Annotated in this window: 24 protein-coding genes; 9 read left to right on the top strand and 15 right to left on the bottom strand. The window is 61.9% G+C overall.

Annotated features, from left to right (window positions below):
- Positions 1 to 28: 28 nt before the first annotated feature.
- Positions 29 to 1,255, bottom strand: coding sequence for a hypothetical protein (locus tag BLR63_RS02495; protein WP_130926107.1), 1,227 nt, complete (start codon positions 1,253 to 1,255; stop codon positions 29 to 31).
- 197 nt (positions 1,256 to 1,452) lie between these two features.
- Between BLR63_RS02495 and solA the strand changes: the two genes are divergently transcribed.
- Entirely contained in the window at positions 1,453 to 2,622 is a 1,170-nt protein-coding gene (gene solA, locus BLR63_RS02490) for an N-methyl-L-tryptophan oxidase (protein ID WP_010567236.1), read from the top strand.
- Positions 2,623 to 2,764: 142 nt separating this feature from the next.
- Here solA and BLR63_RS02485 read toward each other — a convergent pair whose 3' ends face one another.
- Both BLR63_RS02485 and BLR63_RS02480 read right to left on the bottom strand, forming a co-directional pair.
- Complete coding sequence (locus tag BLR63_RS02485) at positions 2,765 to 3,448, bottom strand: tRNA (adenine(22)-N(1))-methyltransferase (protein WP_010567235.1); 684 nt, start codon at positions 3,446 to 3,448, stop codon at positions 2,765 to 2,767.
- Positions 3,449 to 3,474: 26 nt separating this feature from the next.
- Positions 3,475 to 4,185: a FadR/GntR family transcriptional regulator gene (locus tag BLR63_RS02480; protein WP_010567234.1), complete on the bottom strand. Its 711-nt coding sequence runs from the start codon at positions 4,183 to 4,185 to the stop codon at positions 3,475 to 3,477.
- A gap of 338 nt (positions 4,186 to 4,523) precedes the next feature.
- On the opposite strand from BLR63_RS02480, the gene BLR63_RS02475 reads away from it, so the two are divergent.
- Positions 4,524 to 5,885, top strand: a complete 1,362-nt coding sequence (locus BLR63_RS02475; protein ID WP_042947532.1) for an MFS transporter — start codon at positions 4,524 to 4,526, stop codon at positions 5,883 to 5,885.
- Positions 5,886 to 5,904: 19 nt separating this feature from the next.
- A complete protein-coding gene (gene gudD / locus BLR63_RS02470) occupies positions 5,905 to 7,227 on the top strand; it encodes a glucarate dehydratase (protein ID WP_010567232.1) in 1,323 nt (440 codons plus the stop codon).
- Positions 7,228 to 7,249: 22 nt separating this feature from the next.
- Here the strand turns inward: gudD and BLR63_RS02465 are convergent, their stop codons facing one another.
- The 3 genes from BLR63_RS02465 to BLR63_RS02455 all read right to left on the bottom strand — a co-directional run bounded on the left by BLR63_RS02465 (position 7,250) and on the right by BLR63_RS02455 (position 8,993).
- Entirely contained in the window at positions 7,250 to 7,627 is a 378-nt protein-coding gene (locus tag BLR63_RS02465) for an addiction module antidote protein (protein ID WP_042947520.1), read from the bottom strand.
- 1 nt (position 7,628) lies between these two features.
- Positions 7,629 to 7,931 (bottom strand): type II toxin-antitoxin system RelE/ParE family toxin, encoded by a 303-nt coding sequence (locus BLR63_RS02460; RefSeq protein WP_010567230.1) that lies wholly within the window; start codon positions 7,929 to 7,931, stop codon positions 7,629 to 7,631.
- Positions 7,932 to 8,069: 138 nt separating this feature from the next.
- A complete protein-coding gene (locus BLR63_RS02455) occupies positions 8,070 to 8,993 on the bottom strand; it encodes an ABC transporter substrate-binding protein (protein ID WP_010567229.1) in 924 nt (307 codons plus the stop codon).
- A gap of 274 nt (positions 8,994 to 9,267) precedes the next feature.
- On the opposite strand from BLR63_RS02455, the gene BLR63_RS02450 reads away from it, so the two are divergent.
- A complete protein-coding gene (locus tag BLR63_RS02450) occupies positions 9,268 to 10,509 on the top strand; it encodes an acyl-CoA dehydrogenase family protein (RefSeq protein WP_010567228.1) in 1,242 nt (413 codons plus the stop codon).
- A gap of 33 nt (positions 10,510 to 10,542) precedes the next feature.
- Here BLR63_RS02450 and argE read toward each other — a convergent pair whose 3' ends face one another.
- The 7 genes from argE to BLR63_RS02415 all read right to left on the bottom strand — a co-directional run bounded on the left by argE (position 10,543) and on the right by BLR63_RS02415 (position 17,654).
- A complete protein-coding gene (gene argE / locus BLR63_RS02445; RefSeq protein WP_010567227.1) occupies positions 10,543 to 11,694 on the bottom strand; it encodes an acetylornithine deacetylase in 1,152 nt (383 codons plus the stop codon).
- On the bottom strand, positions 11,691 to 12,368 hold the full coding sequence (locus BLR63_RS02440) for a DUF1028 domain-containing protein (RefSeq protein ID WP_010567226.1): 678 nt from the start codon (positions 12,366 to 12,368) through the stop codon (positions 11,691 to 11,693). The genes argE and BLR63_RS02440 overlap by 4 nt, the downstream gene beginning before the upstream one ends.
- Before the next feature lie 10 nt (positions 12,369 to 12,378).
- Positions 12,379 to 13,110: a class II aldolase and adducin N-terminal domain-containing protein gene (locus BLR63_RS02435; RefSeq protein ID WP_010567225.1), complete on the bottom strand. Its 732-nt coding sequence runs from the start codon at positions 13,108 to 13,110 to the stop codon at positions 12,379 to 12,381.
- A 50-nt stretch (positions 13,111 to 13,160) separates the two neighbouring features.
- A complete protein-coding gene (locus tag BLR63_RS02430) occupies positions 13,161 to 13,991 on the bottom strand; it encodes an ABC transporter substrate-binding protein (RefSeq protein ID WP_042947519.1) in 831 nt (276 codons plus the stop codon).
- A gap of 28 nt (positions 13,992 to 14,019) precedes the next feature.
- Positions 14,020 to 14,892, bottom strand: a complete 873-nt coding sequence (locus tag BLR63_RS02425; RefSeq protein ID WP_010567223.1) for a phytanoyl-CoA dioxygenase family protein — start codon at positions 14,890 to 14,892, stop codon at positions 14,020 to 14,022.
- A gap of 27 nt (positions 14,893 to 14,919) precedes the next feature.
- The gene (locus BLR63_RS02420) at positions 14,920 to 16,437 is read right to left on the bottom strand and encodes an amino acid ABC transporter permease/ATP-binding protein (RefSeq protein WP_010567222.1); all 1,518 of its coding nucleotides are present in this window, start codon (positions 16,435 to 16,437) and stop codon (positions 14,920 to 14,922) included.
- A 242-nt stretch (positions 16,438 to 16,679) separates the two neighbouring features.
- Positions 16,680 to 17,654, bottom strand: coding sequence for a LysR family transcriptional regulator (locus BLR63_RS02415; protein ID WP_010567221.1), 975 nt, complete (start codon positions 17,652 to 17,654; stop codon positions 16,680 to 16,682).
- Between the two features lie 182 nt (positions 17,655 to 17,836).
- Here BLR63_RS02415 and BLR63_RS02410 point away from each other — a divergent pair, with 182 nt between their 5' ends.
- The 3 genes from BLR63_RS02410 to BLR63_RS02400 all read left to right on the top strand — a co-directional run bounded on the left by BLR63_RS02410 (position 17,837) and on the right by BLR63_RS02400 (position 20,130).
- A complete protein-coding gene (locus tag BLR63_RS02410) occupies positions 17,837 to 18,259 on the top strand; it encodes a RidA family protein (protein WP_010567220.1) in 423 nt (140 codons plus the stop codon).
- A gap of 39 nt (positions 18,260 to 18,298) precedes the next feature.
- The gene (locus BLR63_RS02405; protein WP_010567219.1) at positions 18,299 to 18,745 is read left to right on the top strand and encodes a type II 3-dehydroquinate dehydratase; all 447 of its coding nucleotides are present in this window, start codon (positions 18,299 to 18,301) and stop codon (positions 18,743 to 18,745) included.
- Between the two features lie 128 nt (positions 18,746 to 18,873).
- The gene (locus BLR63_RS02400) at positions 18,874 to 20,130 is read left to right on the top strand and encodes a flavin-containing monooxygenase (RefSeq protein ID WP_010567218.1); all 1,257 of its coding nucleotides are present in this window, start codon (positions 18,874 to 18,876) and stop codon (positions 20,128 to 20,130) included.
- 3 nt (positions 20,131 to 20,133) lie between these two features.
- Here the strand turns inward: BLR63_RS02400 and BLR63_RS02395 are convergent, their stop codons facing one another.
- A complete protein-coding gene (locus tag BLR63_RS02395; RefSeq protein ID WP_010567217.1) occupies positions 20,134 to 20,652 on the bottom strand; it encodes a carboxymuconolactone decarboxylase family protein in 519 nt (172 codons plus the stop codon).
- Positions 20,653 to 20,781: 129 nt separating this feature from the next.
- Between BLR63_RS02395 and BLR63_RS02390 the strand changes: the two genes are divergently transcribed.
- The gene (locus tag BLR63_RS02390; protein ID WP_010567216.1) at positions 20,782 to 21,606 is read left to right on the top strand and encodes an AraC family transcriptional regulator; all 825 of its coding nucleotides are present in this window, start codon (positions 20,782 to 20,784) and stop codon (positions 21,604 to 21,606) included.
- A 21-nt stretch (positions 21,607 to 21,627) separates the two neighbouring features.
- Here the strand turns inward: BLR63_RS02390 and BLR63_RS02385 are convergent, their stop codons facing one another.
- A complete protein-coding gene (locus BLR63_RS02385; protein WP_010567215.1) occupies positions 21,628 to 22,587 on the bottom strand; it encodes a GlxA family transcriptional regulator in 960 nt (319 codons plus the stop codon).
- 107 nt (positions 22,588 to 22,694) lie between these two features.
- On the opposite strand from BLR63_RS02385, the gene BLR63_RS02380 reads away from it, so the two are divergent.
- Entirely contained in the window at positions 22,695 to 23,459 is a 765-nt protein-coding gene (locus BLR63_RS02380) for an SDR family oxidoreductase (protein WP_010567214.1), read from the top strand.
- Positions 23,460 to 23,576 lie beyond the last annotated feature (117 nt).

The following is a 23,576-nucleotide window of genomic DNA, read 5'->3' as shown; positions in this document are numbered from 1 at the left end:
CAAGAATGCTTTGCGACAAAACACTTGATCATGGCGTTTTTTTACCCGGTTTGTTTGCCAGTCTCTGCATAAAGAAAACCGGGTCATACGCCAAAGCCCTGTAACCGATTGCCAATGGCCGCGGGAACACCTGAGTCAGTGTGACACCCGAACGCGTGACACTTTTAACCGCCCCTGTCACCCCAGGTGCATTGGGTAAGATCGTATTGGAAAGTGCATTGATTTCAGATTGAGTCTGACTCATCTGCTGGACCAGTTCATTCTTGATACTTTGTTGCGTTTCCGTCGCAGCCACTGTTTGAGCCTTATTCTGCGACGGCGTTGTCTGTGCCTGCCCAGTGGTGCCGGAGTCGTGCGAAGTCCCCGACAGTGCATCCATCTTTCTCTGCAAAGCATCCAGTTTTTCAAAACGTTCAACTAACGCCTGGGTACTGGCGGCCAACTGCGCAGATCGCGCCGCTGAGGCCGTGACTGAAACATCAATGGCATTCGCATAATAAACTTCGGAGACAAGGAGTAATTCCGGCATTGAGAGGGTTCCCTCCTTATCGATAAAAACAGCCGCACTCATAACCGCACCAATATCGCTGTTTAATTTCTCTGCACCGCCCCTTGGATAGAAGCGGTCTAAAAATCTAGCCGTAAGAAGATCCGCAATGTCGACCCGGATGACCGTTGCACTCGGCACGGAGATAGTCATCAGGTAGTCATCCTTCCCCGCCGCACTGCCCTTTGCCCCAACCGTTCCGGCCATCAAGTTTGCTCCGCCCCCAGCTTCGACCAACGCGCCGAACTGGAACGCAGGAAATGCGACCGTCCGATTGAGCTTGAAGTCGGTACCGTTGTATGCGTGGCAATTCAAATTCGAATAATTAATTGCCGTCGGTGCCCAAGGTGTCAGCACCTTATCCTTTGATGCTCCCGGCGCCACGTAATTCTCCACCAATGGCATTTCCGGCGCATTCTTGATCGGTAAATACAACGCACACAAATCCAACGACCCTACGGGAATCGGGTAGTAATTATAAAACTCTGAAGGTTTTATATCCGACCTGCTCTTACCTGGATAAGTGGGCACCAAAAGCAAGTTGCCCGGATATAAATTCTCCTGCAACGGATATACCGGTCGGATACCGAGATTTGCAACGCTCTCCGACCAAGTTTTAAGGAGTGTCCCAGGCTCAGGCCTGGAAGCCGTACACGCGGTTAAAAAGATTGGAACTGTTAAGGTAGTGATACAAGTTATTAAACGCATACGTGCTCCTTAATACATAAATGACATATAGACATTATCTGTATAGATGCTGTACACCAAAACTCAAATCGCCTCGAATAAAAACAACCCTGCGCCACTACCCAGTACATCAGCGCCCCACGACTAACGCTCTCCCCTTGCTTTTAATCGACGCCTGCCCTCAACTACTGCTCCCTCTCTTCTAGCGAGTATCCAATATGCAACGCTATGAATCGCTGGTCATCGGCCTGGGCGCCATGGGTGCCGCCACGGTGTACCAACTGGCAAAAGCCGGGGTAAAGGTGGCCGGTATCGACCGTCATCACCCGCCCCATACCTTCGGTTCCAGCCACGGCGACACCCGCATCACGCGGCTGTCGGTGGGTGAAGGCGCACAGTACGTGCCCATCGTGCGCAATTCGCACCGGATCTGGCGGGAGCTTGAGGCGCTGTCGGGGGAGGCATTGTTCGAGCAGTCGGGGTTGCTGGTGCTGACGTCCCGCGATGACTTTGACCCCAGCGATGAATCGGATTTCACCTTGCGCACCATTGGCCTGGCGCGCACCTATGGCATCGACCATGAAGTGCTGGATGCCACGCAGATTCGCCAACGTTTCCCCCAATTCGCCCAGGTGGTGGACAGCGCCATCGGCTATTACGAACCGGAGGGCGGTTTTGTGCGGCCGGAGCGCTGTATCGACGTGCAGCTCAAACTGGCAGAACAACACGGAGCAACGCTCTACAAGGGCGAGACCGTTACCGAAATCCAATCGGACGAACACGGCGTCACGGTGACCACCGACCGGCGCACGTTGCAGGCGGACAAGCTGGTGGTGAGTGCGGGCAACTGGATGGGTGGTTTACTCAGCACACCGTTCGATCGGTTGCTCAGTGTTTACCCGCAGCGGCTGTTCTGGTTCGAGCTTGAGCCAGGCGTTGACCTGGTGGGCAAATCACCAACGTACATCCTCACTCACGGCCAGGGCGAAGAGGGTATCCACTATGGGTTCCCGGCGTTGCCCGGCGAGGGCAGCCTGAAGATTGCCACCGCGCAGTACCACACCCCTTCCACGCCCGAGACACTCGACCGCACAGTCTCGGCGGCGCAGGAACGGCAAATGTATGAACAGCAGGTGCAAGGCCGGATTGCCGGGGTCACGGCCAAGGTGGTCAAGTCGGCGGTGTGTGCCTACACCGTGACGCCGGACCACCACTTCATCATCGATGAGCATCCCACGCTGCAGCACACCCTGGTGGCATCGCCGTGCTCTGGGCATGGCTTCAAGCATTCGGCGGCGCTGGGCGAGGCGTTTGCACAGTGGTGCATCCAGGGGGCGAGTGACTTGGATTTGTCATCGTTTTCGCTCAAGCGTTTTGCCAGTCGATAACGGCTGAAGGTCACGTTGTCCCCGACCGGGCAGTGCAGGGTATGCCCTTTTACTTCGCAAAGGCGTACTCCCCACCCTGCTCCATTGCACCCATGCTGTCGGGTTCGGGTAAGCCTGCTTGTCACAGGGCCAGTGCCCACGCTCAAGCCAGCAGCGCACTGATCCAGTTGATCTGCTCGGTGATTGCCTGCACCTTCGCTGGCGGTGCTTGTTCGAGCCCGGCCAGGGTTTTGCGTTTCAACCCCAACAAACGCTGCCACTTAGCCAGGAACAAGGGGCTGCGCGCCTGCATCTGCAACGGGCCGAAGTACAGTTGTTCAGGGGTGTAACGCACCGGGGCGGCACGTTCGGCGACGATGATCTCGTAGTAGAACCGGTTCTCCCGCAGCAGTTCTTCATGGAGGATGCTGTAGCCGTTATCCATCAACCACTGCCGCAAGGGCTGCTCGCCGCCGTTGGGTTGCAGGATCAGGCGCTCTTTGCCGCGCAGATGGGCTTTGCCGTTGTCCAGGATGTCGCGGATCGTCTCGCCGCCCATGCCGCAGACGCTGATCGCGGTGATGCCATCGCCCGGCTGGATGGCCGCCAGACCATCGGCCAGGCGCACGCTGATGTGTGGCTGCAGGTCGTTGTCCCGCACCGTGCGCTGCGCTGCGTGAAACGGTGTGGTCGCCACTTCCCCCGCCACCGCCGCCGCGATCAGGCCACGGCGCATCAAGGCCACGGGCAGGTAGCCGTGGTCGGAGCCGATATCGGCCAGGCGCGCGCCAACTGGCACGTTCGCCGCCACGCGCTCCAGGCGCAGGGATAAGGTGTGTTCGTTCAATGGCTATTCCTTTGGATGCAAAGACTCTACGCGCCCGAAAAACGGTCCCGACTGTTGCTCAGGTGCAGCACCATGGCGGCGCGGGCCGCGTCCGGGTCCTGGCGCTTGATTGCGTTGAAAATCGCCTCATGCTCCAGGTGCGCCAACTGCCCGAGTTTGGAAAAGTCGGCGCCGCCGCGTTCGTCACCCTTGACCTGGGTACGCGGGATCATCGCATTGCCCAGGTGCAGCATGATCTCGGTAAAAAAGGTATTGCCGGTGGCCTCGGCGATCAGTTGGTGAAAACGTTTGTCCTCTTCCACGCAGCTGTCGTGGTTGGCCAGCGAAGCCTGGTAGTCGGTGAGCGCCTCGCGCATGCGCGCGAGTTGCGCGTCGCTGCGGCGCATGGCGGCCAGCGCCACGGCCTGTACCTCCAGGCCCAGGCGCAGCTCCAGCATGCTGCGCACACTGGCGACCGTATCCACATGCAGGCGCAGCCCGGACGGTGGCTGCTGCGCCAGGACAAAAGTGCCAATGCCGTGGCGCGTCTCCACCAGCCCCGACGCCTGCAATTTGGAAATCGCTTCGCGCACCACGGTACGGCTCACGCCATGCTCGAGCACGATGGTGGATTCCGACGGCAGTTTCTCACCGGGTTTCAATTGCCCGAGCAGGATGCGCTGGGTCAGGGCATCGACCACGCCTTGGGCCAGGTTGTTGGAGCGTCTACGCACAGGGGTTCCACTTTCAATGGGCATCGTTGCGGGTCCACGGGGTTGGGCTGGGCGGAGCTTAACATTCCGTTCGGAGGCGAGGCGGTGTTGATTGAAAAAGCCACCAACTTGTATGACAACCAATATCAAAGAGTGCTTTAGATGCAATCTTCTTTACGCCTGCCCTTCCCAACAAATCGCTTCAAAACCCCATAAAAACCCAACAAATACAGGGCAAATAACCAAAAAACCTGATCATCCCGCCGCCTTATGCCCACAAAAATCTCGGCAGCACATTGCGAACCGAAGAAATCAACTTGTATGATGTCTATCAACACCCGTACAAACCCACACAAAAATAAATCAGGGGGCGTTTTTAAATGGTGAGTCCTTCAAGCCATGCAGCTGCCACACCCGAACGTGATTCAGCCCTCGCGCGCGCCGTGAGCAAAGTGAAGGGCCATGTGCTCCCACTGTTCGTGATCATGTTCATCCTCAACTACATCGACCGGGTCAACATCGGCTTCGTGCGCACGCACATGGAGCATGACTTGGGCATCGGCGCCGCGGCCTATGGCTTTGGCGCCGGGTTGTTCTTCATCGGCTACGCCCTCTTCGAAGTGCCCTCCAACATGCTGCTGCAAAAGGTCGGCGCGCGTATCTGGCTGACCCGCATCATGTTCACCTGGGGCATCGTCGCCACGCTGATGGCGTTCATCCAGAACGAAACCCACTTCTACATCCTGCGTTTTCTGCTGGGTGTGGCCGAAGCGGGCTTCTTCCCCGGCGTGATCTATTACTTCACCCGCTGGCTGCCGGGGGTGGAGCGCGGTAAAGCCATCGCAATTTTCCTCAGCGGTTCGGCCGTGGCCTCGTTGATCTCCGGCCCGCTGTCCGGGGCGCTGTTGCAGATCGAAGGGTTTGGCTTGCATGGCTGGCAATGGATGTTCGCCGTCGAAGGCCTGGCCTCTGTGGCGCTGGGCTTCTTCGTCTGGTTCTGGCTCGACTCCAAGCCCCACGACGCCAAATGGATGACCCGCGAAGAACAGGACGCACTGGTCGATGCCATCGACCAGGAACAACGCGACCGCGAAGCCCTGACCAGCGTCAAACCCTCCCTCGGCAAGCTGCTCAAGGACCGTCAGATCCTGCTGTTCTGCGCGCTGTACTTCTGCATCCAACTGACGATCTACGCGGCGACGTTCTGGCTGCCGAGCATCATCAAGAAGATGGGGGACTTGAGCGATATGCAGGTGGGTTTCTTCAACTCGATCCCGTGGTTGATCTCGATCATCGCCATGTATGCCTTCGCGTCGTTGTCGGGCAAGTTCAAGTTCCAGCAGGCCTGGGTCGCGGCTGCGCTGTTGATTGCTGCCGCGGGCATGTTCATGTCCACCACCGGCGGGCCGATCTTCGCGTTCGTGGCGATCTGCTTCGCGGCCATCGGCTTCAAGTCGGCGTCGTCGTTGTTCTGGCCGATCCCCCAGGGCTACCTGGATGTGCGCATCGCCGCCGCCGTGATCGCGCTGATCAACTCTATCGGCAACCTGGGCGGCTTCGTCGCACCGACCACCTTTGGCTTCCTCGAACAGAGCACCGGCTCGATCCAGGGTGGCCTGTATGGCCTGGCCGGCACTTCGGTACTCGCGGCGATCCTGGTGTTCTTTGCCAAGACCTCGCCCTCGGCAGCCTTGACCGCGCCAAGCGCGGCGCCAACGGGCGCTGCCATCAGCAAACCTCTCTGAACCTATTTAGGAACTTGCCATGACTCCCGTAGTGACCCATTTCCAAGTCATCCCCGTGGCCGGCCACGACAGCATGCTGCTCAACCTCAGCGGCGCCCACGGGCCTTACTTCACGCGCAATATCGTCATCCTCAAGGACAGCAGCGGCCACACCGGCGTGGGCGAAGTGCCCGGCGGCGAACGCATCCGCGAAACCCTGGAAGACGCGCGCAGCCTGGTGATCGGTCAACCGATCGGCCAATACCAGCGCATCCTCAACCAGATGCGCAGCGCCTTCGCCTCCAGGGACGCCGCCGGGCGCGGCCTGCAGACGTTTGACCTGCGCATCGCCGTGCATGCCGTCACCGCCATGGAAGCCGCGCTGCTCGACCTGCTGGGGCAGTTCCTCGACGTGCCGGTGGCGGCCTTGCTCGGCGAAGGCCAACAGCGCGACGCGGTGAAAATGCTCGGGTATCTGTTCTACGTCGGCGACCGCGGCGCCACCGACCTGGCCTACCGCAACGAAGCCGACAGCGACGATGACTGGCTACGCCTGCGCCATGAAAAAGCCCTGACCAGCGACGCCGTGGTGCGCCTGGCCGAAGCCGCCAAGGCCAGATACGGCTTCAATGACTTCAAGCTCAAGGGCGGTGTGTTGAGCGGCGACGCGGAAATCGAAGCGGTCACCGCCCTGGCCGAACGCTTCCCCGATGCACGCATCACCCTCGACCCGAATGGCGCCTGGTCGTTGAAAGAAGCCATCCGCCTGTGCCGCGACCAACACCAGGTGCTCGCCTACGCCGAAGACCCGTGCGGCGCCGAAAACGGCTACTCGGGCCGCGAAGTCATGGCCGAATTCCGCCGTGCCACGGGCCTGAAAACCGCCACCAACATGATCGCCACCGACTGGCGCGAAATGGGCCATGCGATCCAGCTGCAATCGGTGGACATACCGCTGGCCGACCCGCACTTCTGGACCATGCAGGGCTCGGTACGCGTCGCGCAGATGTGTCACGACTGGGGCCTGACCTGGGGCTCGCATTCCAACAACCACTTCGATATTTCCCTGGCGATGTTCACCCAAGTCGCCGCCGCCGCACCGGGCGACATCACCGCCATCGACACCCACTGGATCTGGCAGGACGGCCAGCACCTGACCAAAGCACCGCTGAAAATCGAAGGCGGTTACGTGAAAGTGCCGGCCAAGCCGGGCCTGGGGGTGGAGATCGATATGGACGCGGTGGCCAAGGCCCACGAGCTGTACAAAGGCATGGGCCTCGGCGCGCGGGATGACAGTGTGGCGATGCAGTTCTTGATTCCGGGCTGGCGTTTTAACAACAAGCAGCCTTGCCTGGTGCGCTGAGCCCGTAAGGCAAGGCGGTCGCTTATTTGCTGGCAGCACTCGGCTTTACGCTTGCCGCTTTCTTGCTTGAAAGCGGCTGCACCGTCAGCTCGACCCCCAACGCCTGCATCAACTTCTGGATGGTTTCGTAGCGGGTTTTAGAACCGCCCTTCAGGGTTTTATACAGACTCTCCCGATTCACCCCGGCCGCCTCGGCCACCTTGTTCACCCCCTGGGCCTTGGCGACTTCGGCAAGCGCCTTCATGAGTATCCGTGGGTCTTGCGACCTCATGCTCTGCGCAAGATAAGCGCTGATGGTTTCCGGGCTATCGAGGAAGCGCGACGCTTCATAGACGCGGGTACCGCCGGTATCAATATCGAGGATCGGCATATCCTCGGGTTTGAATGTCGATTCGCTCATTTCATCTCCCTCTCCGGGCATCGAGAATCTCTCTTGCCCGCTTGATGCCTCGCTTCTGGTCGGTTTTATCACTGCCCCACAACATCAGGTAAGCAGTGATCCCCGTGCGCACAAAGTAAATCCTGTAGCCGGGCCCGACAAAAACACGCATTTCACTCAGGCCATCGCCTGCAGGTTCGCAATCACCAAAATTGTTTTCCTCGGCTCGGTCCAATCGGGCCAGAACAGCCGCTTTCCCACAAATATCCCGCATACCATCGAGCCATGTATCGAACTCTGGCGTCCTGCCTATCCAATTGATCATCGTGCCACTTGTAGCCTACTGGCTACTCCTTGTAGATGCCAGTGAATTGTTCATTCCGGAGAGATCCGGAAGAAAAACCCTAGTCCAGCACCCACACAAACAGCCAAGCGATTCTATAAGCGCTTGTTTCCCCTGCCTTCAAAGCGCCCGATCAAACAACGGCGCCACGTCATAGCGCTGTTTCAACATCTGCGCATCCACCAGGAAATCCGCCGTGGCCTGGGCCTCGCTGACAATGGTCGGCGAGATCGGCAGCACCTTGATCGCGTCGCGCTTGAACCACACTTTGGCGATTTCCGGGGCGGACTGGTTGGCCTTGGACCAGGCCTCGGCGTACTCATCCACGTGGGTGTTGCTCCACACCCTGGCGCGGGTCAGGCGGGCGATAAAGTCCTTGATGATCGCGCTTTTCTGCGCCAGTGCCGGCTCGTACGCAACGATGTAGGTCGGCGCGCTCATCAGGCCCTTGGCGTTGCGGATCAAGGTGCTGCCCTCCTTCTCCTGCAACGACACGTAGGGTTCCCAGGTGCCGAACGCGTCGATATCGCCCTGGGTCAGCGCCAGGCTGGCTTCGGCGGGCAACAGGTATTTGAAGTTGACGCTGTTGCGCGGCACGCCGGCTTCATCCAGGGCCTTGTACGCCAGTTGCTGGCTCCACGAACCGTTCCAGATCGCCACGGTTTTGCCTTTGAGGTCGGCCACCGAATGAATGCCCTTGCGCGCCACAATGCCGACGCCGTCGAGGCTGGTCTGGGTGCTGGCGACCACCTTCACCGGCGCGCCATTGGCAGCCAGGCTGATCACCGGGGTATCGCCGACAATGCCCACGTCGAGTGCGCCGCTGGCCACCGCCGAAGCAACCGGTGAGCCGGTGTTGAAACGTTTGAAATCGATCTGGTAGGGCAAGTCTTTGAGCTCGCCCGACAGCTCCAGCACGATGCGGTTGGAGAAAAACTGGTCGCCCACCGTAAGGGTCAGGGGCTGCGCCGCCCAGGCCGACGGCCCCGGCAGCGTGAACGAGGCCAGGGCCAGCAGGGAAAGGAGTGTTCGACGGTTGATCATAAAAATTACCCATAGGGTCAGTGGCTGGTTCAACCATCTGTGGGCATGCAGTCTGGTCATTCGGGGCAGCGTTTTTTCAGTCGCCGAGCGGGGCGTTGGTAGAAGCTAACGCAATAAAAGCGCGACGTTTAATACTGTTGGGCGATATAGATAGAACGCCTTTGCAGCTCGCTAGCTTTTTTTCGTATTAAAAACTTGGCCGCCCCTGGGTTAGGGTGGCGTCACCAGACCACTGGACCCCAGCACCTGAACCATTTTCTGCAAGGTCCATTGCATGTCGACTCCCACACTGAATATCTGGGGCACGCCGCCCAGTGCCCGTTACGAACAACTGGCAGCTCCGTTTCGCCCGCTGTTTGCGCAAATCCTCACCCAGGCCGCCGAAGCCGACCAGACACGCGCCAGCCTGGCCGGCTTTATCCGGCAGTTGAACGCCCTGGGATTGCCGCGCTGGCGCCTGCCGCCAAGCTATGGCGGCCATGGCGCCACTCTGGTGGAACTGCTCACCCTGCTCACCGAACTGTCCGCCGCCGACTCCAACATCACCCAGGCCCTGCGCGGGCATTTCGGTTTTTGCGAAGACGTGCTCAGCGCCAAGGACCTCGACTGGCGCGCCAAGTGGCTCGACCGCCTCGGCCAAGGCGCCCTGCTCTCCCCCGGCAGCACCGAAGTCGGCAACCAGACCCGCGGCGAATTCGAAACCCGCCTGCACCGCGACGCCAGCGGCGCCTTGCGCATCAGTGGCCGCAAGTTCTACACCACGGGGGCGCTCTACAGCGACCTGATCAACACCATCGCCACCGGTGAAGACGGCATCGCCTACAGTGTGGTGGTCGACCTCAAGGCCCCCGGCGTGCAGATCGTCGATGACTGGAACGGCTTCGGCCAACGCCTCACCGCCAGCGGCACCTGCCTGTTCGACAATGCGCCGGTGGTGGACAACGACCTGCGCCCCACCCAACAACGCTTCGGCCATGGGCAATCGTTCTTCCAGCTCTACCACCTCAGCACCCTCGCCGGCATCGCCCGCCGCGCTGCCTTGAGCGGTGCCGAGGAACTCGCTCGGCGCGCCCGCACCTTCACCACCGGCAATGCCGACACCGCCGGCGCGGACGTGCAACTGCTGCAAGTGATCGGCGAAGTCGCCAGCCAGGCCTACGCTGCCCAGGCCATCGCCCAGCAAGCGGCACGGCGCTTGGAACACACGGCGCAGTCTGTGATCGCCCATGCCCAGCCGCTGCACGATGACGACCCGCAGGTGGCGTTGGCCGAGCTGGAAGTGTGCCTGGCGGTCAACCCGGTCGTGGATGCGACACTCGCCGCCACCACCGCGTTGTTCGACGCACTGGGCGCCAGCGCCACAGCCAGCGACAAGGCGCTGGATCGGTTATGGCGCAACGCGCGCACCCTGGCGAACCACAATCCACGGGTGTACAAGTCGCGGATCGTCGGCAACTACCTGGTCAATGGCCTGTTGCCGCCAGCGCAGTGGCGAGTGGGTGTGGCAAAGGGCTGAAAGCCTTGGACGCCGGATGGGCAGTGCCAGGGGTTACTGGCGCACAAACGCCAGCACCCGTTCCAGCATCCGATCACACGCCGCCAACTGTGCAACGCTGATGAACTCGTCGGGCTTGTGGCCCTGCGCCATGCTGCCCGGCCCGCACACCACCGTGGGAATGCCGGCCTGGTCGAACAGACCGCCTTCGGTGCCGAACGCAACGGTGCCGAAGTCCCGCGAGCCACAAAACTGCGCGGCCCATTCAGCGGCCTGGCTGTCCAGGGCCGTCGCCAACCCTGGGTAGCTGGATAACTCGCTGATACTGATCGCGCAGTCCGCGCTCACCGCCCGCATCGCGGGAAGCAGGCTGCGCTCGGCGTAATCGTGTAGCTGCTGCGCCACCTGCCACGGGTCCTGGCCCGGCAGTGAGCGCACTTCAAAATCAAACGCGCAGTGCTGCGGCACGATGTTCAGCGCCTTGCCGCCGCTGATCACGCCGGTCTGCACCGTGGAAAACGGCGGATCGAACCGCGAGTCCCGCTGTTGCGGGGCCTTGAGGGTTTCCCCGAGACGCACCAGTTCGCTGATCAAGCACGCGGCGTATTCAATGGCATTCACCCCCGAAGGCGCATAGGCCGAATGGCACGCCACGCCGTGCACGTCACAGCGCACCGCGAGCTTGCCTTTGTGGCCGAGCACCGGCTTGAGTTCGGTGGGTTCGCCGATCACACACAGCAGCGGCTTGACCGTTTGCCCGTGGAAACGCTCGATCAGCGCACGCACGCCCAGGCAGCCGACCTCTTCGTCATAGGACAGGGCGATATGCACCGGCATGCGCAACGGCGCCTGCATCAGCGCCGGCACACTGGCCAACACGCAGGCGATGTAGCCCTTCATGTCGGCGGTGCCGCGCCCGTACAAGTGGCCGTCTTTTTCGGTCAATTCAAACGGCGCCACCGTCCAGCGCTGGCCGTCCACCGGCACCACATCGGTATGCCCGGACAACACGATGCCGGGCACGTCGGCCGGGCCGATGGTCGCCAGCAGGTTGGCCTTGCTCTTGTGCGCGTTGTAGACCAGCTCGCAGGCCACGCCGTGGTCCTGCAAATAGGTACGCACAAAATCGATCAACGCCAGGTTGGATTCACGGCTGGTGGTGTCGAAGCGCACCAGGTGCGCCAACAGGTCGCGGCTGGTGTTCACCGGTCATCCCCCGGCACGGCATAGCCCGGTGCGATGTGCGGGTTGAGGGCGCGGTCGATGTAGTCCTGCAGTTGCGGATGATAGGCCTGCCAGAGTCGTTCGAGTGCGCCGATCGGGTCTTCGTCGGCCCAGTCCACCCGCAGGTTGACGATGGGCCAGAGTACGTCGTCGACCACCAGCAACGCCGCCGAATGCACCGGCCCCGCCTCGCCACCCTGGGCCTGGCCGGCCTGCATCGCCGCCAGCAAGCGGTCGGCCAGATGCCCCGCAGCCTGCTCGAACGCACGCACCATGGCGTCGATCACCCCAGGGTCGGCGAGCATATTCCCCGCCGCCACGCACTGCTCGCCGCTCAATGCCCCATGCACACCCAGGGTATGCGCGCCGCTGAAATGCGCGGTGCGGCCCAGGTGATCAATCACCGTGACCTGGCGGTAATCGCCATGCTCTTGACCGGCAAACACCGAGGCCAATGCCTCGCCAGGCGCCAGGCCCTGCTCCAGCAAATCCAGCACTTGCGGTCCCAGGCTCGGCAAGGTGATGTTCTGCGACGCCACCGCGCCTACACCCGGACGCAGCCATGGGCAACGGGCGCCCACGGCAATGCTCGACGAGCTGATCGCAATACCCAACTGGCCGGTCTCGGCACACCGGGCGACAACGGAAAAGGTCATGGAACGCTCCTCAATCGAGTACCGAAGGGTCGGCGTCGATCATCAACTGCTTCATTTCTGCAAAATGCTGGCGCGAAAAGTCGGTGATGCCTTCCCAGCCCCGCGCGGTCTTTTCCGCGACGTCATCGGACAACACCCGCAACGGCTGCCCGGTGGACCAGGCCGTCACCAGGATCTGGCAGGCACGCTCCAGGGTCCAGATGTCGTCAAAGGCTTCGCCGATGGACGCGGCGGTCACCATTACCCCATGGTTGCCCATCAACAGGCGGCGCTTGCCGCCGAGCAGGCCGGCCAGGCGTGCGCCTTCGGCCTCGGTGTCGGCCATGCCGCCGTAGAGTTCGTCCACCGCCACGCGGTTGAAGTAACGCGCGGTGTTCTGGTCGATCGGCGGAATGTGCGGCTTGGCCAGGCACGCCACCGCCGTGGTGTACACCGGGTGCAAGTGCAGCACCGCACGGGTCTGCGGCAGCAAGCGGTGGATCTGGCCGTGGATCGACCAGGCGGTGGCGTCCACGTTGGGGTGGTCGCCACAGGATGGGTCATCGGCGTTCAGCAGCAACAGGTCGCTGGCGCGGATACGCGAGAAGTGCTTCCACTTCGGGTTGAGCAAGAACTGTTTGCCATCGGCCGACACCGCCGCACTGAAATGGTTGGCCACCGCTTCGTGCATCCCCAGGTGGGCAATGATGCGAAAGGTCGCCGCCAGGTCGATGCGCGTCTGTTCTTCGAGGGATAACGCCATGGATCGGTCTCCGCAGGGCGCGGCCGCACAACGGCGGCCGCGCAAGTGGCTTACTTGGGCATCAACGCCGCGAGGTCGGCTTCGGTCGGTGCCTCGAAGTTGTACTTCTTGAGCAAGGCTGCGTACTCAGGCGTGGCGCGGTATTTTTCCAGGCCGTCGAGCAGGGCTTTTTTCACCGTGTCGTTGCCCTTCTTCACGCCGAAGCCGTTGAGCACCGGGTAGATCAACGTGTCGGAGGAAATCACCACCCGCGCGCCGAGTTTGTCGATCACGCCACGGGCCACGGCCGCGTCGGTGATCTGCGCTTCCACCGCGTGGGCCAGCAGGGCCTGGGTGGTTTGCGGGTCGGTGCTGTACTCGCTGATCTGAATCGGCTTCAAGCCCTTGGCCACGCAATATTCCGCCGACAGTTTGTTCATCTGCGCCAGCCACGAGGTGGCGCCCATGGAGCCGATCTTGTGGCCGCAGAACTCTTCCGGGGTCTTGGGCTGGAAGGCGCTGTCCTTGAGGGTCAGGATCGACTCGCCGCTTTTCAGGTAGGGGATCATGTCGATGACCTTGACCCGCTCGGCGGTGATGTACATCGACGAGTTGGTCACATCGAAACGCCCGGCCTGCAAACCGGTGATCAGGTTGGGGAAGCGCGTGTCGAGGGTCTCGACCTTGCGGCCCATGACTTTGCCCAGGCCGTCCATGAATTCGATATCGAAGCCGGCGGGCTTGTTGTTATCCATGTATTCGTAGGGGAAGAACGTCACATCGGAACCGGCGATGATCTTGCCATCCTGCTGGAAAGCCGAAGCCGCCAACGAAGTCATCGCAACCGCTGCGCCCAGCAGGCACACGGCAAGGGGGCGAACACTTTTACGAAACGCTGTCATGGTCAATACCTGCAAGGGGGTTGGGAGGTTAGGCAGTGGCAGAATCTTGTCCGGCCTGTTGCACGAAGAAAGACGCACCACGGGGTTTCTGCGGCAAGCGCAGTTGGTTGTCCGTGGAACGTATCAAGCCACTTTCTTCACCGGCCACCAGCAAGCCGGCATGTGCGCTGGGCAGAGGGTTTTCGCCGAATGGCAGCGCGTCTTCAGCGGCATACACGCCGATGAACAGGGTGCGCGGCAGTTCGGTCTCGTTAGGGCTGGAGGCGTGCAACAGGCGGGTGTGCATGAAGCACACGGAACCGGGCGGGCCATAGCAGGCCACCGGTTGCTGGCAGTGTTGTTCCACCACGCTGTCGTCCACCGCGCCGGTGAAACGCTGCGCCTGCCAGTGCGACCACAACGGGCCTTTGTGGCTGCCGGGGATCACATTCAGCGGGCCGTTCTGGGGGGTGACTTCGCTGACCATCAGCAAGGCGGTGACGATGTCGTCGTTGCTGTGGGGCGTGAACAGAAAGTCCTGGTGCCACTTCACCTGGGTCGCGGTGTGGGGCAGTTTCGAGTTGATCTTGCTGTGGTGGAAACGCGCGCCGCTGGAGCCGACCAACTGCGCGGCAATCGCCGCCATGCGCGAATGCAGTGCCACGCGCTCATAGGCCGGGGAAATCTCGGTGGGCGAACTCACACGGCGCAGCGACGGGTGATCGGGGCGGTGGTCGCCTTCCAGGTCGAAGCGCGCGCGGCCATCCACGGTGCTGCCCCAGCCCTGGTCGTGGCCGCGACTCTCTTCGACCCACTGGTCGAAGTCGTGCTGCAGCGCGGCCACTTCGTCCAGCGACAACACACCTTCCACCATCAGGAAGCCGTCGCGCTGGAACTGTTCGATTTGTGCTTGTTCAATCATGGTGTTTTTTCCTGAACGTTAAACGGATCACGCCAGCGAGACGTCCTTGAGGAACGCCTCCACGCGTGGGTTGTGGCCGCTGCGCAAGGCGCCCGGCGTGTCGTCGCAGACCACGCGCCCCTTCTCCATGAACACGATGCGGTCGGAGACCTTGAAGGCGAAGTTCATCTCGTGGGTGACGATCACCATGGTGATGCCCTCCTCGGCCAAGGCTTCGATCACTTGCAGCACTTCGTTGACTTTCTCCGGGTCGAGCGCCGAGGTGGGCTCGTCGAACAGCATGATCTGCGGGCGCATCATCAAGGCGCGGGCGATGGCCACGCGTTGCTGCTGGCCGCCGGAGAGTTGGTGCGGGTACTTCCAGGCATGGTCGAGCATGCCCACCTTGTGCAGCAGCGCGTAGGCCTGTTGCTTGAGCACGTCGGTGCGGCCCAGGCGGTGGTACTTCGGCGCCATCAGCAGGTTGTCGAGCACGCTCAAGTGCGGGAACAGGTTGAAGCTCTGGAACACCATGCCGATGTTCAGGCGGTGCTCGGCGTGTTCGATGTAGCGAGGCTTTTGCACGTCGGTTTTATTCAGGTGAATGAACGGCAGGCCGTTGATGTGAACCTCGCCGTTGTCCAGTTGCTCCAGGCCATTGAGCAGGCGGATCAGCGTGGTCTTGCCCGAACCCGACGGGCCGATCACCGACACCACTTCACCCGGTTGGATCTGCAGGTTGACCGACCCCAGCACCTCGATGTCGTTATAGGCCTTGTGCAACCGCGAGGCTTGCAGCGCGGCGACGCCGGTGTTCGCCGGACGCTGCAACGCGGTGCGCTGTTGAGTGGCCAGGGCCAGCACCGCCGCATCCGGCACGCGGGAGACGTTGCGCTGGTTGACGTCGAGAAAGCGCTCCAGGCGTTTGAGCAAAAAGTCGAACACCGTGACGATGAACACGTAGAAGAACGCCACCGCCGCCATGGTTTCGATCACCAGGAAGTTCTGCGAATACAGGCGCTGGCCGACCATCAGGATTTCGGTGAGCGAGATCACCGACACCAGCGACGTGAGCTTGACGATGGAGATGTATTCGTTGGCCAGGGACGGCAACGCCACCCGCAGCGCCTGGGGAATCACCACGCGCCATTGGGTGCCGAAAAACCTCAAGCCCAACGCCCGCGCCGCTTCGCCCTGGCCCTTGGGAATCGAGAGCAGACCGCCGCGATGGATTTCGGCGACATAGGCCGTTTCGCAGATCACCAGCGCCAACAGGCCGGACCAGAACGGGTCGGCCAGCACCGCCGAGGTGCCGGGCAATGCTTGAGGCAGGTTGTAGATGAAGATCAGCAGCACCAGCAGCGGCAGGCTGCGGAACAACCAGATATAGCCACGGGCGGGCACGCTGAGCACCGCGTGCTTGGATTGCTTGGCCAGGGCCAGCAGAAAGCCCAGGCCGATGCTCAACACCCAGGTCAGGGTACTGAGCTTGATCACCGTCCACGTCGCGCGCCAGAACTCGGCGTCGCCCAGCAAACCAAACATGTAATTCCAGTCAAATGTCATCGTCGCCGTGCCCTGCAAAAAATAAAGAAGTTGATCTGCGTCAATGGATTCAGAGTCGTGGCGGGAGGTGCTTGGGGTCAATTCGTAAAAGCCGGCCCACTGGGTAGGCTGAACCTATGCAGTGCCCTGCGCCCACTTAAAACCACCCCCAATCCATGTGGGAGGGGGCTTGCTCCCTCCCACATTGAACAGCGTGCACACCTGAATTCAGCGTGCCGCGCACGCCACCTTTTGGTGCAAATTCAGCTCACACCCGTGAGCACCCGCACCGCATGGGGGTCAAAAAAGCTCGGCGGCGCCATGCCGGGGATGTACTGGTCGGACACGAACATGCGGCAGCGCTCGGCGAACGCCGACACCACACGCGACAACTGGGTGTTGCTCGCCGTGGCATAGCCCAGGCGCATCGGCCGATGGGTGCCGGCCAGGCGCAGGCGGATCACCCGTTTGCCATCCTGGGACATGTTCGATTTGGGCCGCGCATTGGCAAACGAATAGCCGATGCCATTGCCCACCATCGCGCGCACCGTTTCGAGGTTGGTGGAGCGCATGATGATGTTCGGCGTGGTGCCCGCCTGGATGAACAGACTGAGGAAATAGTCGCGGCTCCACGGCGTGTCGAGCAGCACCACCGGGTACGCCTCGAGGTCCTGCATGCTTACCGCCGGCAAGCTCGCCAGCGGGTGATATTCGCCGACCATCACATAGGGCGGCAGTTGCGCCAGGGGTTGGAAGTCGATGTCCGGGCTGGTCACCAGGTCGTAGGTCAGGGCGATATCCAGTTCACCGCTGCGCAGTTTTTCCAGCAGTTCCTCGTGGTTGCCTTCGGCCTGGGTCAACCGCACGCCGGGGAACGCGCGGCCAAAACCAAACACCAGCTCGGGGGTGATCATCGGCGCCAGCGACTCCAGGCACCCGACCCGCAACGGCCCGCGCACGGTGTTCAAGGACTCCGAGGCGATGGTGTAGAGGTTGCTCACCTGTTCCAGAATCTGCTTGGCCTCCTGCATCACCAGGCGCCCCACGGCGGTCAGGGAAATACCCTGGGCGTGGTGGCGGATAAACAGCTGGATACCCAATTCGGCTTCCATATGGGTGATGGCCGCCGAGATCGACGGCGATGACACATGGATGCGTTCCGCCGCCGCGCTGATGCTGCCGGCCTCGCCGGACGCGACAAAGTATTCCAATTGGCGCTGAGTAATACGACTGAGCATTACGCCTTCACCTCAACAATGACTGTACGGGCAGCGTTGCAGGGTTCGTGCCGGGTCATGGGCGAACCCATGATGGGCGCCGGCTTCGGATTTTCCTAAGCACTACCCCGCGCAAAAGCTGGTTTCGCAAGACAGGACACGGTGTGAAGCTCAATCCATCCCGCTTCCCACGAGTTGTCGTTATGCCTACCCACACCCGCATCCGCATGTTCAACACCAAACAGACCTACCCCAACCAGGCGCTGGACAACGACTTGTGCCAGGCCGTGCGCGCCGGCAACACCATTTATGTACGCGGCCAGATCGGCACCGATTTCGACGGCAACCTGGTCGGCCTCGGCGACCCGCGCGCCCAGGCTGAGCAGGCGATGAAGAACGTCAAGCAACTGCTCGAAGAGGCCGGCTCGGACCTGTCGCACATCGTCAAGACCACCACCTACCTGATCGACCCGCGCTATCGCGAGCCGGTGTACCAGGAAGTCGGCAAATGGCTCAAAGGCGTGTTTCCGATTTCCACCGGGCTGGTGATTTCCGGGCTGGGACAACCGGAGTGGTTGATGGAGATCGATGTGATCGCCGTGGTACCGGACGACTGGACCGTATGAAGGCAGTGTTTGCCATCGCCGAATAACCTGGAGCCCGTCATGACCCACCGCGTGTACTTCCTCAACGGCCCCAACGCCAACCTCTACGGGCTGGACAAACACGGCACCTACGGCAGTGAAAGCTTCGCCAGCATCGAAGCCCGCTGCCAGCGCCACGCCGCCGAGCTGGGCCTGGGCCTGGACTTTCGCCAGAGCAACCACGAAGGCGTACTGGTGGACTGGATTCAAGACGCGCGCCTGAACGGCGACGCCATCGTGATCAACGCCGCCGGGCTCAGCTACAGCTCGGTGCCGATCCTCGACGCGCTGCTGGCGTTCGACGGGCCGATCATCGAAGCGCACATGAGCAATATCTGGCAGCGCGAAAGCTTCCGGCATCAGTCCTACGTGTCCAAGGCCGCCACCGGGGTGATCGCAGGGTTGGGGGCGCTGGGCTATGAATTGGCGCTGACCGCCATCGCCACATTGCTCCCCCTCTCCAGGTAGGAGCGAGCTTGCTCGCGCCGACAGGTGAGGCTTTGGATTTTTCTAACTTCTACCTTCAAAAACCCTTATTTCGCCGCCCACGCGGCTTGCCCACACTGACCCAGGTCGCTCATTTTTAGGAAACGCACATGTCAGTAGAAACCATCAACACCCTGGTCGTCGGCGCAGGCCAGGCCGGCGTCGCCATGAGCGAGCACCTGTCCCTGATGGGCGTGCCGCATATCGTGCTGGAACGTCATCGCATCGCCGAGCGCTGGCGGTCGGAACGCTGGGACTCGCTGGTCGCCAACGGCCCGGCCTGGCATGACCGCTTCCCCGGTCTGAAATTCGAGGGCATTTCCGCCGAAGCCTTCCCGCCCAAGGAGCGCATGGCCGACTACTTCGAAGCCTATGCCGACAAGGTGCAGGCACCGATACGCACCGGCGTGGAAGTGCAGCAAGTCGAACGCCACGTCGGTCGTCCCGGCTTCAAGGTCACCACCTCGGCGGGCATCATCGAAGCCGACAATGTGGTCGCCGCCACCGGCCCGTTCCAACGTCCGTCAATCCCGAACATCGTTCCCGAAACGGCGCCGCTGCACCAACTGCATTCCTGCGCCTACAAGAACCCCGGCCAACTGCCCGAAGGCGCGGTGCTGGTGGTCGGTGCCGGCGCCTCCGGCGCGCAAATCGCCGAAGAACTGCAAAAGGCCGGTAAAACCGTGTACCTCTCGGTGGGCGAACACTACCGCCCTCCCCGCGCCTACCGGGGCCGCGACTACTGCTGGTGGCTCGGCGCCCTGGGCCTGTGGGACGAAGTCAAAATCCAGCCGAAGAAAAAACACGTGGCCTTCGCCGTCAGCGGCTACGAAGGCGGTAAAACCGTCGACTTCCGCCGCCTGGCGCATCAAGGGATCAACCTGGTGGGCGTCACCCAAGACTGGAACGACGGCGTGATGACCTTCCAACCCGGCCTGGCCGAAAACGTGGCCGAGGGCGATCGCGCCTACTTCGACGTGCTGCGCGACGCCGACGCCTACATCGAGGCCAATGGCCTGCCCTTCCCCCTGGAGCCAGAGGCCTGGGAACTGCTGCCCGACCCCGAATGCCTGGTCAACCCGATCCTCAGCCTCGACCTGGCCGCCGCCGGCGTGACCACAATTTTGTGGGCCACCGGCTTCAAGCTCGATTTCAGCTGGTTGAAGGTCAATGCGTTCGACGAAAAAGGCGAGCCGTTCCACAAACGCGGGATCTCGGCGCAGAGCGGCATCTACTTTTTGGGCCTGCCCAATCTGGTAAACCGTGCCTCGTCGTTTATCTATGGGGTGTGGCACGACGCGAAATACGTGGCCGATCACATCGTGCTGCAGAACGAGTACAGGGCCTACCAGAAGGAACCTGGCTAGCGCCTAGTGCGCCGAAGGCGGGAAGTCGATAGCGGTGCCGGCGAGGTTGTTCAGGTAATTGGTCAGGGTCAACAGCGTGACCTGAGCCACGACTTCGACGATCTTGCTATCGCTCAGACCGGCTTCATGGGCAGCGGCAATCTGCGCATCGCTCAATTGACCGCGGCTTTCGGTGATTTGGCGCGCCAGGGCGGCCACCGCGCTCAGCGAACCCGAGCGTGCCTGGCGGATGTCCTCTTCACTCAAGCCGGCCTTGGCGCCGAAAAACGAATGGGCGGCGATGCAGTAGTCGCACCCGTTGACCTCGGAGGTGGCCAGCGCGGCCACTTCGCGTTCGGCGCCGCTGAGTGAGCTTTTGCCCAACGCTTGGGCCAAGGCCAGATAACCGTTCAATGCAGCGGGCGCATGTGCCAGGGTTTTAAAGGCGTTGGGAATAAACCCAAGGCCCTTCTGGAGGCCTTCGAGGGCAGCGCGCGAGCCGGCGGGTGCCTGTTCCAGGGTGAGAGCGGCGAGACGAGTCATGGTGGTTCTCCAATCGGTTGAGTAAGGCGCTTGTCGATCAAGCTCGGAACCAATACTAGACAGGGAGACTGTACTTTCGGCGTCAGATCATCCACGTTATGCAACTAATCGTCTAAACCCGAGCCTGTCATGGACCGCCTATCAAGCCTGCTCAAACACTTCAACCCGCACGCCGCCACCTTTCATCAGGGTGGCTTCTGTGGCACTGCCCACATTCAAGACCACGGCCGCTACGGACACGCTCATCTGCTGCGCTCGGGGCGCCTGACCTTCAGGGACAAACACAACCGGATCATCGAACTGGCGGAGCCGAGCCTGGTGCTGGTGGCGCGTCCCCTTGGGCATCAGTTGGTGGCCACCGAAGCGGATGCAGCCGAATTGGTGTGTGCGACCCTGCAGTTCGATGGCGGCGCGAATAACCCGCTGACGCTCGCCTTGCCGGACTGCATCATCAAACCGCTCAGCGCATTGCCCGAACTCGGCAGCAACCTCGACTGGCTGTTTGCAGAAGCCTCAGGCGACGAATGTGGCCGGGATGTGGTGCTCAATCGTTTGTTCGAGCTGATGGTGATTCAGTTGCTCCGCCATCTGATCGCCAGCGGGAGCATCGCCTCGGGAATGATGGCGGGGTTGGCCAACGCCCGCTTGTCACGCGCCCTCACCCGGATTCACAGCGAGCCGCAGCATCGCTGGTCGGTGGCTGACCTGGCCGAGATCACGAATATGTCCCGCGCCAGTTTTGCCGCGCATTTTCGCCAGGTGGTCGGCGTGACACCGGCCGATTACCTGACCAACTGGCGCATCAGCCTGGCGCAAAAGCGGCTGCGCGAGGGGCTGCCTATCGCGCTGATTGCGGCCGAGGTCGGTTACGAAAGCCCGTCCGCACTGGCCCGTACATTCCGCCGTAAGGTGGGGACAAGCCCGAGTACCTGGCTCCAACAGGCAGCCCGATAAAACCGCGAGCCTCGGGTCGACTCAGCCCAACGCGCTGTTCACACCGCGCACATCGCGGCGTATGGCTTGTGGCGGCACGCCGAAACCACGCAGGAACACCTCGCGCATATGACGGCGGTCGCGAAAGCCGGTTTCCCTGGCGATCACATCCAGGGAATGACGGCTCTGCTCGACCATCACCCGCGCCGCTTCAAGGCGCAGCCGCTCGACGGCCTTGGCGGGGGACTGGCCGGTTTCTGCGGTGAATACGCGGGTGAACTGACGGGGGCTCAGGTGCACGGCCTCTGCCAACTCTTCGACGCTGAGCGGCCGGTGCAGGTGTTGCCGGGCATAGTTCAGCGCGTTCTGGATGCGGTCGGACTTCGGCGCGAGGTCGAGCATCTGCGAGTGCTGCGACTGGCCACCGGCGCGGCGCTGATGCATGACCAGCCTGTGCGCCACCGAGCGCGCGATGTCGGCCCCCAGGTCCTGCTCCACCATGCTCAGCGCCAGATCGAGGCCGGCGGTCATGCCGGCTGACGTCCAGAGGCTGCCATCAGTGATAAAGATGCGGTCGCCTTCGACGCTGATCTGCGGGTGCAAGCGCTGCAAGGCCGGGGCATAGGCCCAGTGTGTGGTCGCCCGGCGCCCGTCGAGCACGCCCGCCTGGGCGAGCACGAACGCACCGGTGCAGACACCTGCGACACGGCGGGCTTGCTGTGCGGCGTTTCGGACGAACTCAAGGGTGCTGTCGCACGGCCCGATCTCCAGCGGCTTGTTGACGCCGGTGACCATCCACGTATCCGCCAGCCCGGGGCTGTCCACGGCGCGGGTCTGCGCGCCCAGGCCGATGGAGGAGTGCACCATGCCGCCCGTGATCGAGAAGATCTCGATGGCATAGAACGGCGCCGGCGCCACGAGGTTGGCGTATTCGAAGACCGTCTGGGTGGCCAGGGACATGACCTGGAAGTCGTCGGAGAGTAGATAGCCGATTCGATGCATGGCCTGGCCTCAAGCAGTGATGTCCTAAAACGCGACTATATACGTCATTCAGGTCTTTTCAAATTCCCCCCATCCTATGCCCCAAGCCCACTCACAGGAGTAGCACCATGAAACTGAGCGCAAACACGATCTTCATCACCGGCGGCACCTCGGGTATCGGCCGGGGCCTGGCGGAAGCCTTTCACCAGCGCGGCAACAAAGTGATCATCGCCGGGCGTCGCAAGGCCCTGCTCGACGAGATCGCCCAGGCCAACCCCGGTATCGACACCGTGGTCCTGGACATCAACGATCCGGTACAGATCAAACAGGTCGCACAGCAGGTGATCGAGCGCCATCCCGACCTCAACGTGGTCATCAACAACGCCGGGGTGATGCCGTTCGACAACGCCGCCTCGGGCGATCTGGATGACGCCCAGGCCGTCAGCCTGCTGACCACCAACCTGCTCGGTCCGGTGCGGGTCAGCGCAGCGTTCGTGGAGCACCTCAAGCGTCAACCGGACGCCTACATCATCAACAACAGCTCCATCCTGGCCTTCATCCCGATTGCCGTCACCGCGCTGTACTCGGCGACCAAGGCCGCTATTCATTCCTACAGCCTGTCGCAGCGTTTCATGCTGCGCGACACCAGCGTCAAGGTCCTGGAAATCACGCCGCCCTGGGTCGACACCGACCTGATCCACAAAAGCGGCGACCCCCGCGCCATGCCGCTGCCGGACTTCATCGCCGAAACCCTCGCCAAGCTGGAAACCGCGACCACCGAGGTGATCGTCGACCGCATCGCGCCGCTACGCGCCAACGTAGGGCCGAACGAACATGGCCTGATCGCGCAGTTCAATCAGTCGATCATCGACAACCCCATCCCCGTTGCCTGAACCCAGGCGCCCGACCTTGCCCATGAGGTCGGGCGTTTGCGTGCAACGCCGCAGCCAATAACCTGCGTAACGCCCCCCTTCTAAATCTGTGGTCTTTTTCTGCTTTTTTCCCAAGCC

Source organism: Pseudomonas extremaustralis (assembly GCF_900102035.1).
Classification (GTDB): Bacteria; Pseudomonadota; Gammaproteobacteria; order Pseudomonadales; family Pseudomonadaceae; genus Aquipseudomonas; species Aquipseudomonas extremaustralis.
The sequence above is the reverse complement of the archived record's forward strand: the minus strand, read 5'-3'. Positions and strand labels throughout refer to the sequence as shown.

Excerpts from the sequence above, each read along its gene's own strand:
- BLR63_RS02495 (WP_130926107.1), bottom strand. The coding sequence starts at position 1,255 with ATGCGTTTAATAACTTGTATCACTACCTTAACAGTTCCAATCTTTTTA.
- solA (WP_010567236.1), top strand. The coding sequence starts at position 1,453 with ATGCAACGCTATGAATCGCTGGTCATCGGCCTGGGCGCCATGGGTGCC.
- BLR63_RS02480 (WP_010567234.1), bottom strand. The coding sequence starts at position 4,185 with ATGCCCATTGAAAGTGGAACCCCTGTGCGTAGACGCTCCAACAACCTG.
- gudD (WP_010567232.1), top strand. The coding sequence starts at position 5,905 with ATGACTCCCGTAGTGACCCATTTCCAAGTCATCCCCGTGGCCGGCCAC.
- BLR63_RS02465 (WP_042947520.1), bottom strand. The coding sequence starts at position 7,627 with ATGAGCGAATCGACATTCAAACCCGAGGATATGCCGATCCTCGATATT.
- BLR63_RS02460 (WP_010567230.1), bottom strand. The coding sequence starts at position 7,931 with ATGATCAATTGGATAGGCAGGACGCCAGAGTTCGATACATGGCTCGAT.
- BLR63_RS02455 (WP_010567229.1), bottom strand. The coding sequence starts at position 8,993 with ATGATCAACCGTCGAACACTCCTTTCCCTGCTGGCCCTGGCCTCGTTC.
- BLR63_RS02450 (WP_010567228.1), top strand. The coding sequence starts at position 9,268 with ATGTCGACTCCCACACTGAATATCTGGGGCACGCCGCCCAGTGCCCGT.
- BLR63_RS02440 (WP_010567226.1), bottom strand. The coding sequence starts at position 12,368 with ATGACCTTTTCCGTTGTCGCCCGGTGTGCCGAGACCGGCCAGTTGGGT.
- BLR63_RS02435 (WP_010567225.1), bottom strand. The coding sequence starts at position 13,110 with ATGGCGTTATCCCTCGAAGAACAGACGCGCATCGACCTGGCGGCGACC.
- BLR63_RS02430 (WP_042947519.1), bottom strand. The coding sequence starts at position 13,991 with ATGACAGCGTTTCGTAAAAGTGTTCGCCCCCTTGCCGTGTGCCTGCTG.
- BLR63_RS02425 (WP_010567223.1), bottom strand. The coding sequence starts at position 14,892 with ATGATTGAACAAGCACAAATCGAACAGTTCCAGCGCGACGGCTTCCTG.
- BLR63_RS02420 (WP_010567222.1), bottom strand. The coding sequence starts at position 16,437 with ATGACATTTGACTGGAATTACATGTTTGGTTTGCTGGGCGACGCCGAG.
- BLR63_RS02415 (WP_010567221.1), bottom strand. The coding sequence starts at position 17,654 with ATGCTCAGTCGTATTACTCAGCGCCAATTGGAATACTTTGTCGCGTCC.
- BLR63_RS02410 (WP_010567220.1), top strand. The coding sequence starts at position 17,837 with ATGCCTACCCACACCCGCATCCGCATGTTCAACACCAAACAGACCTAC.
- BLR63_RS02405 (WP_010567219.1), top strand. The coding sequence starts at position 18,299 with ATGACCCACCGCGTGTACTTCCTCAACGGCCCCAACGCCAACCTCTAC.
- BLR63_RS02400 (WP_010567218.1), top strand. The coding sequence starts at position 18,874 with ATGTCAGTAGAAACCATCAACACCCTGGTCGTCGGCGCAGGCCAGGCC.
- BLR63_RS02395 (WP_010567217.1), bottom strand. The coding sequence starts at position 20,652 with ATGACTCGTCTCGCCGCTCTCACCCTGGAACAGGCACCCGCCGGCTCG.
- BLR63_RS02390 (WP_010567216.1), top strand. The coding sequence starts at position 20,782 with ATGGACCGCCTATCAAGCCTGCTCAAACACTTCAACCCGCACGCCGCC.
- BLR63_RS02385 (WP_010567215.1), bottom strand. The coding sequence starts at position 22,587 with ATGCATCGAATCGGCTATCTACTCTCCGACGACTTCCAGGTCATGTCC.
- BLR63_RS02380 (WP_010567214.1), top strand. The coding sequence starts at position 22,695 with ATGAAACTGAGCGCAAACACGATCTTCATCACCGGCGGCACCTCGGGT.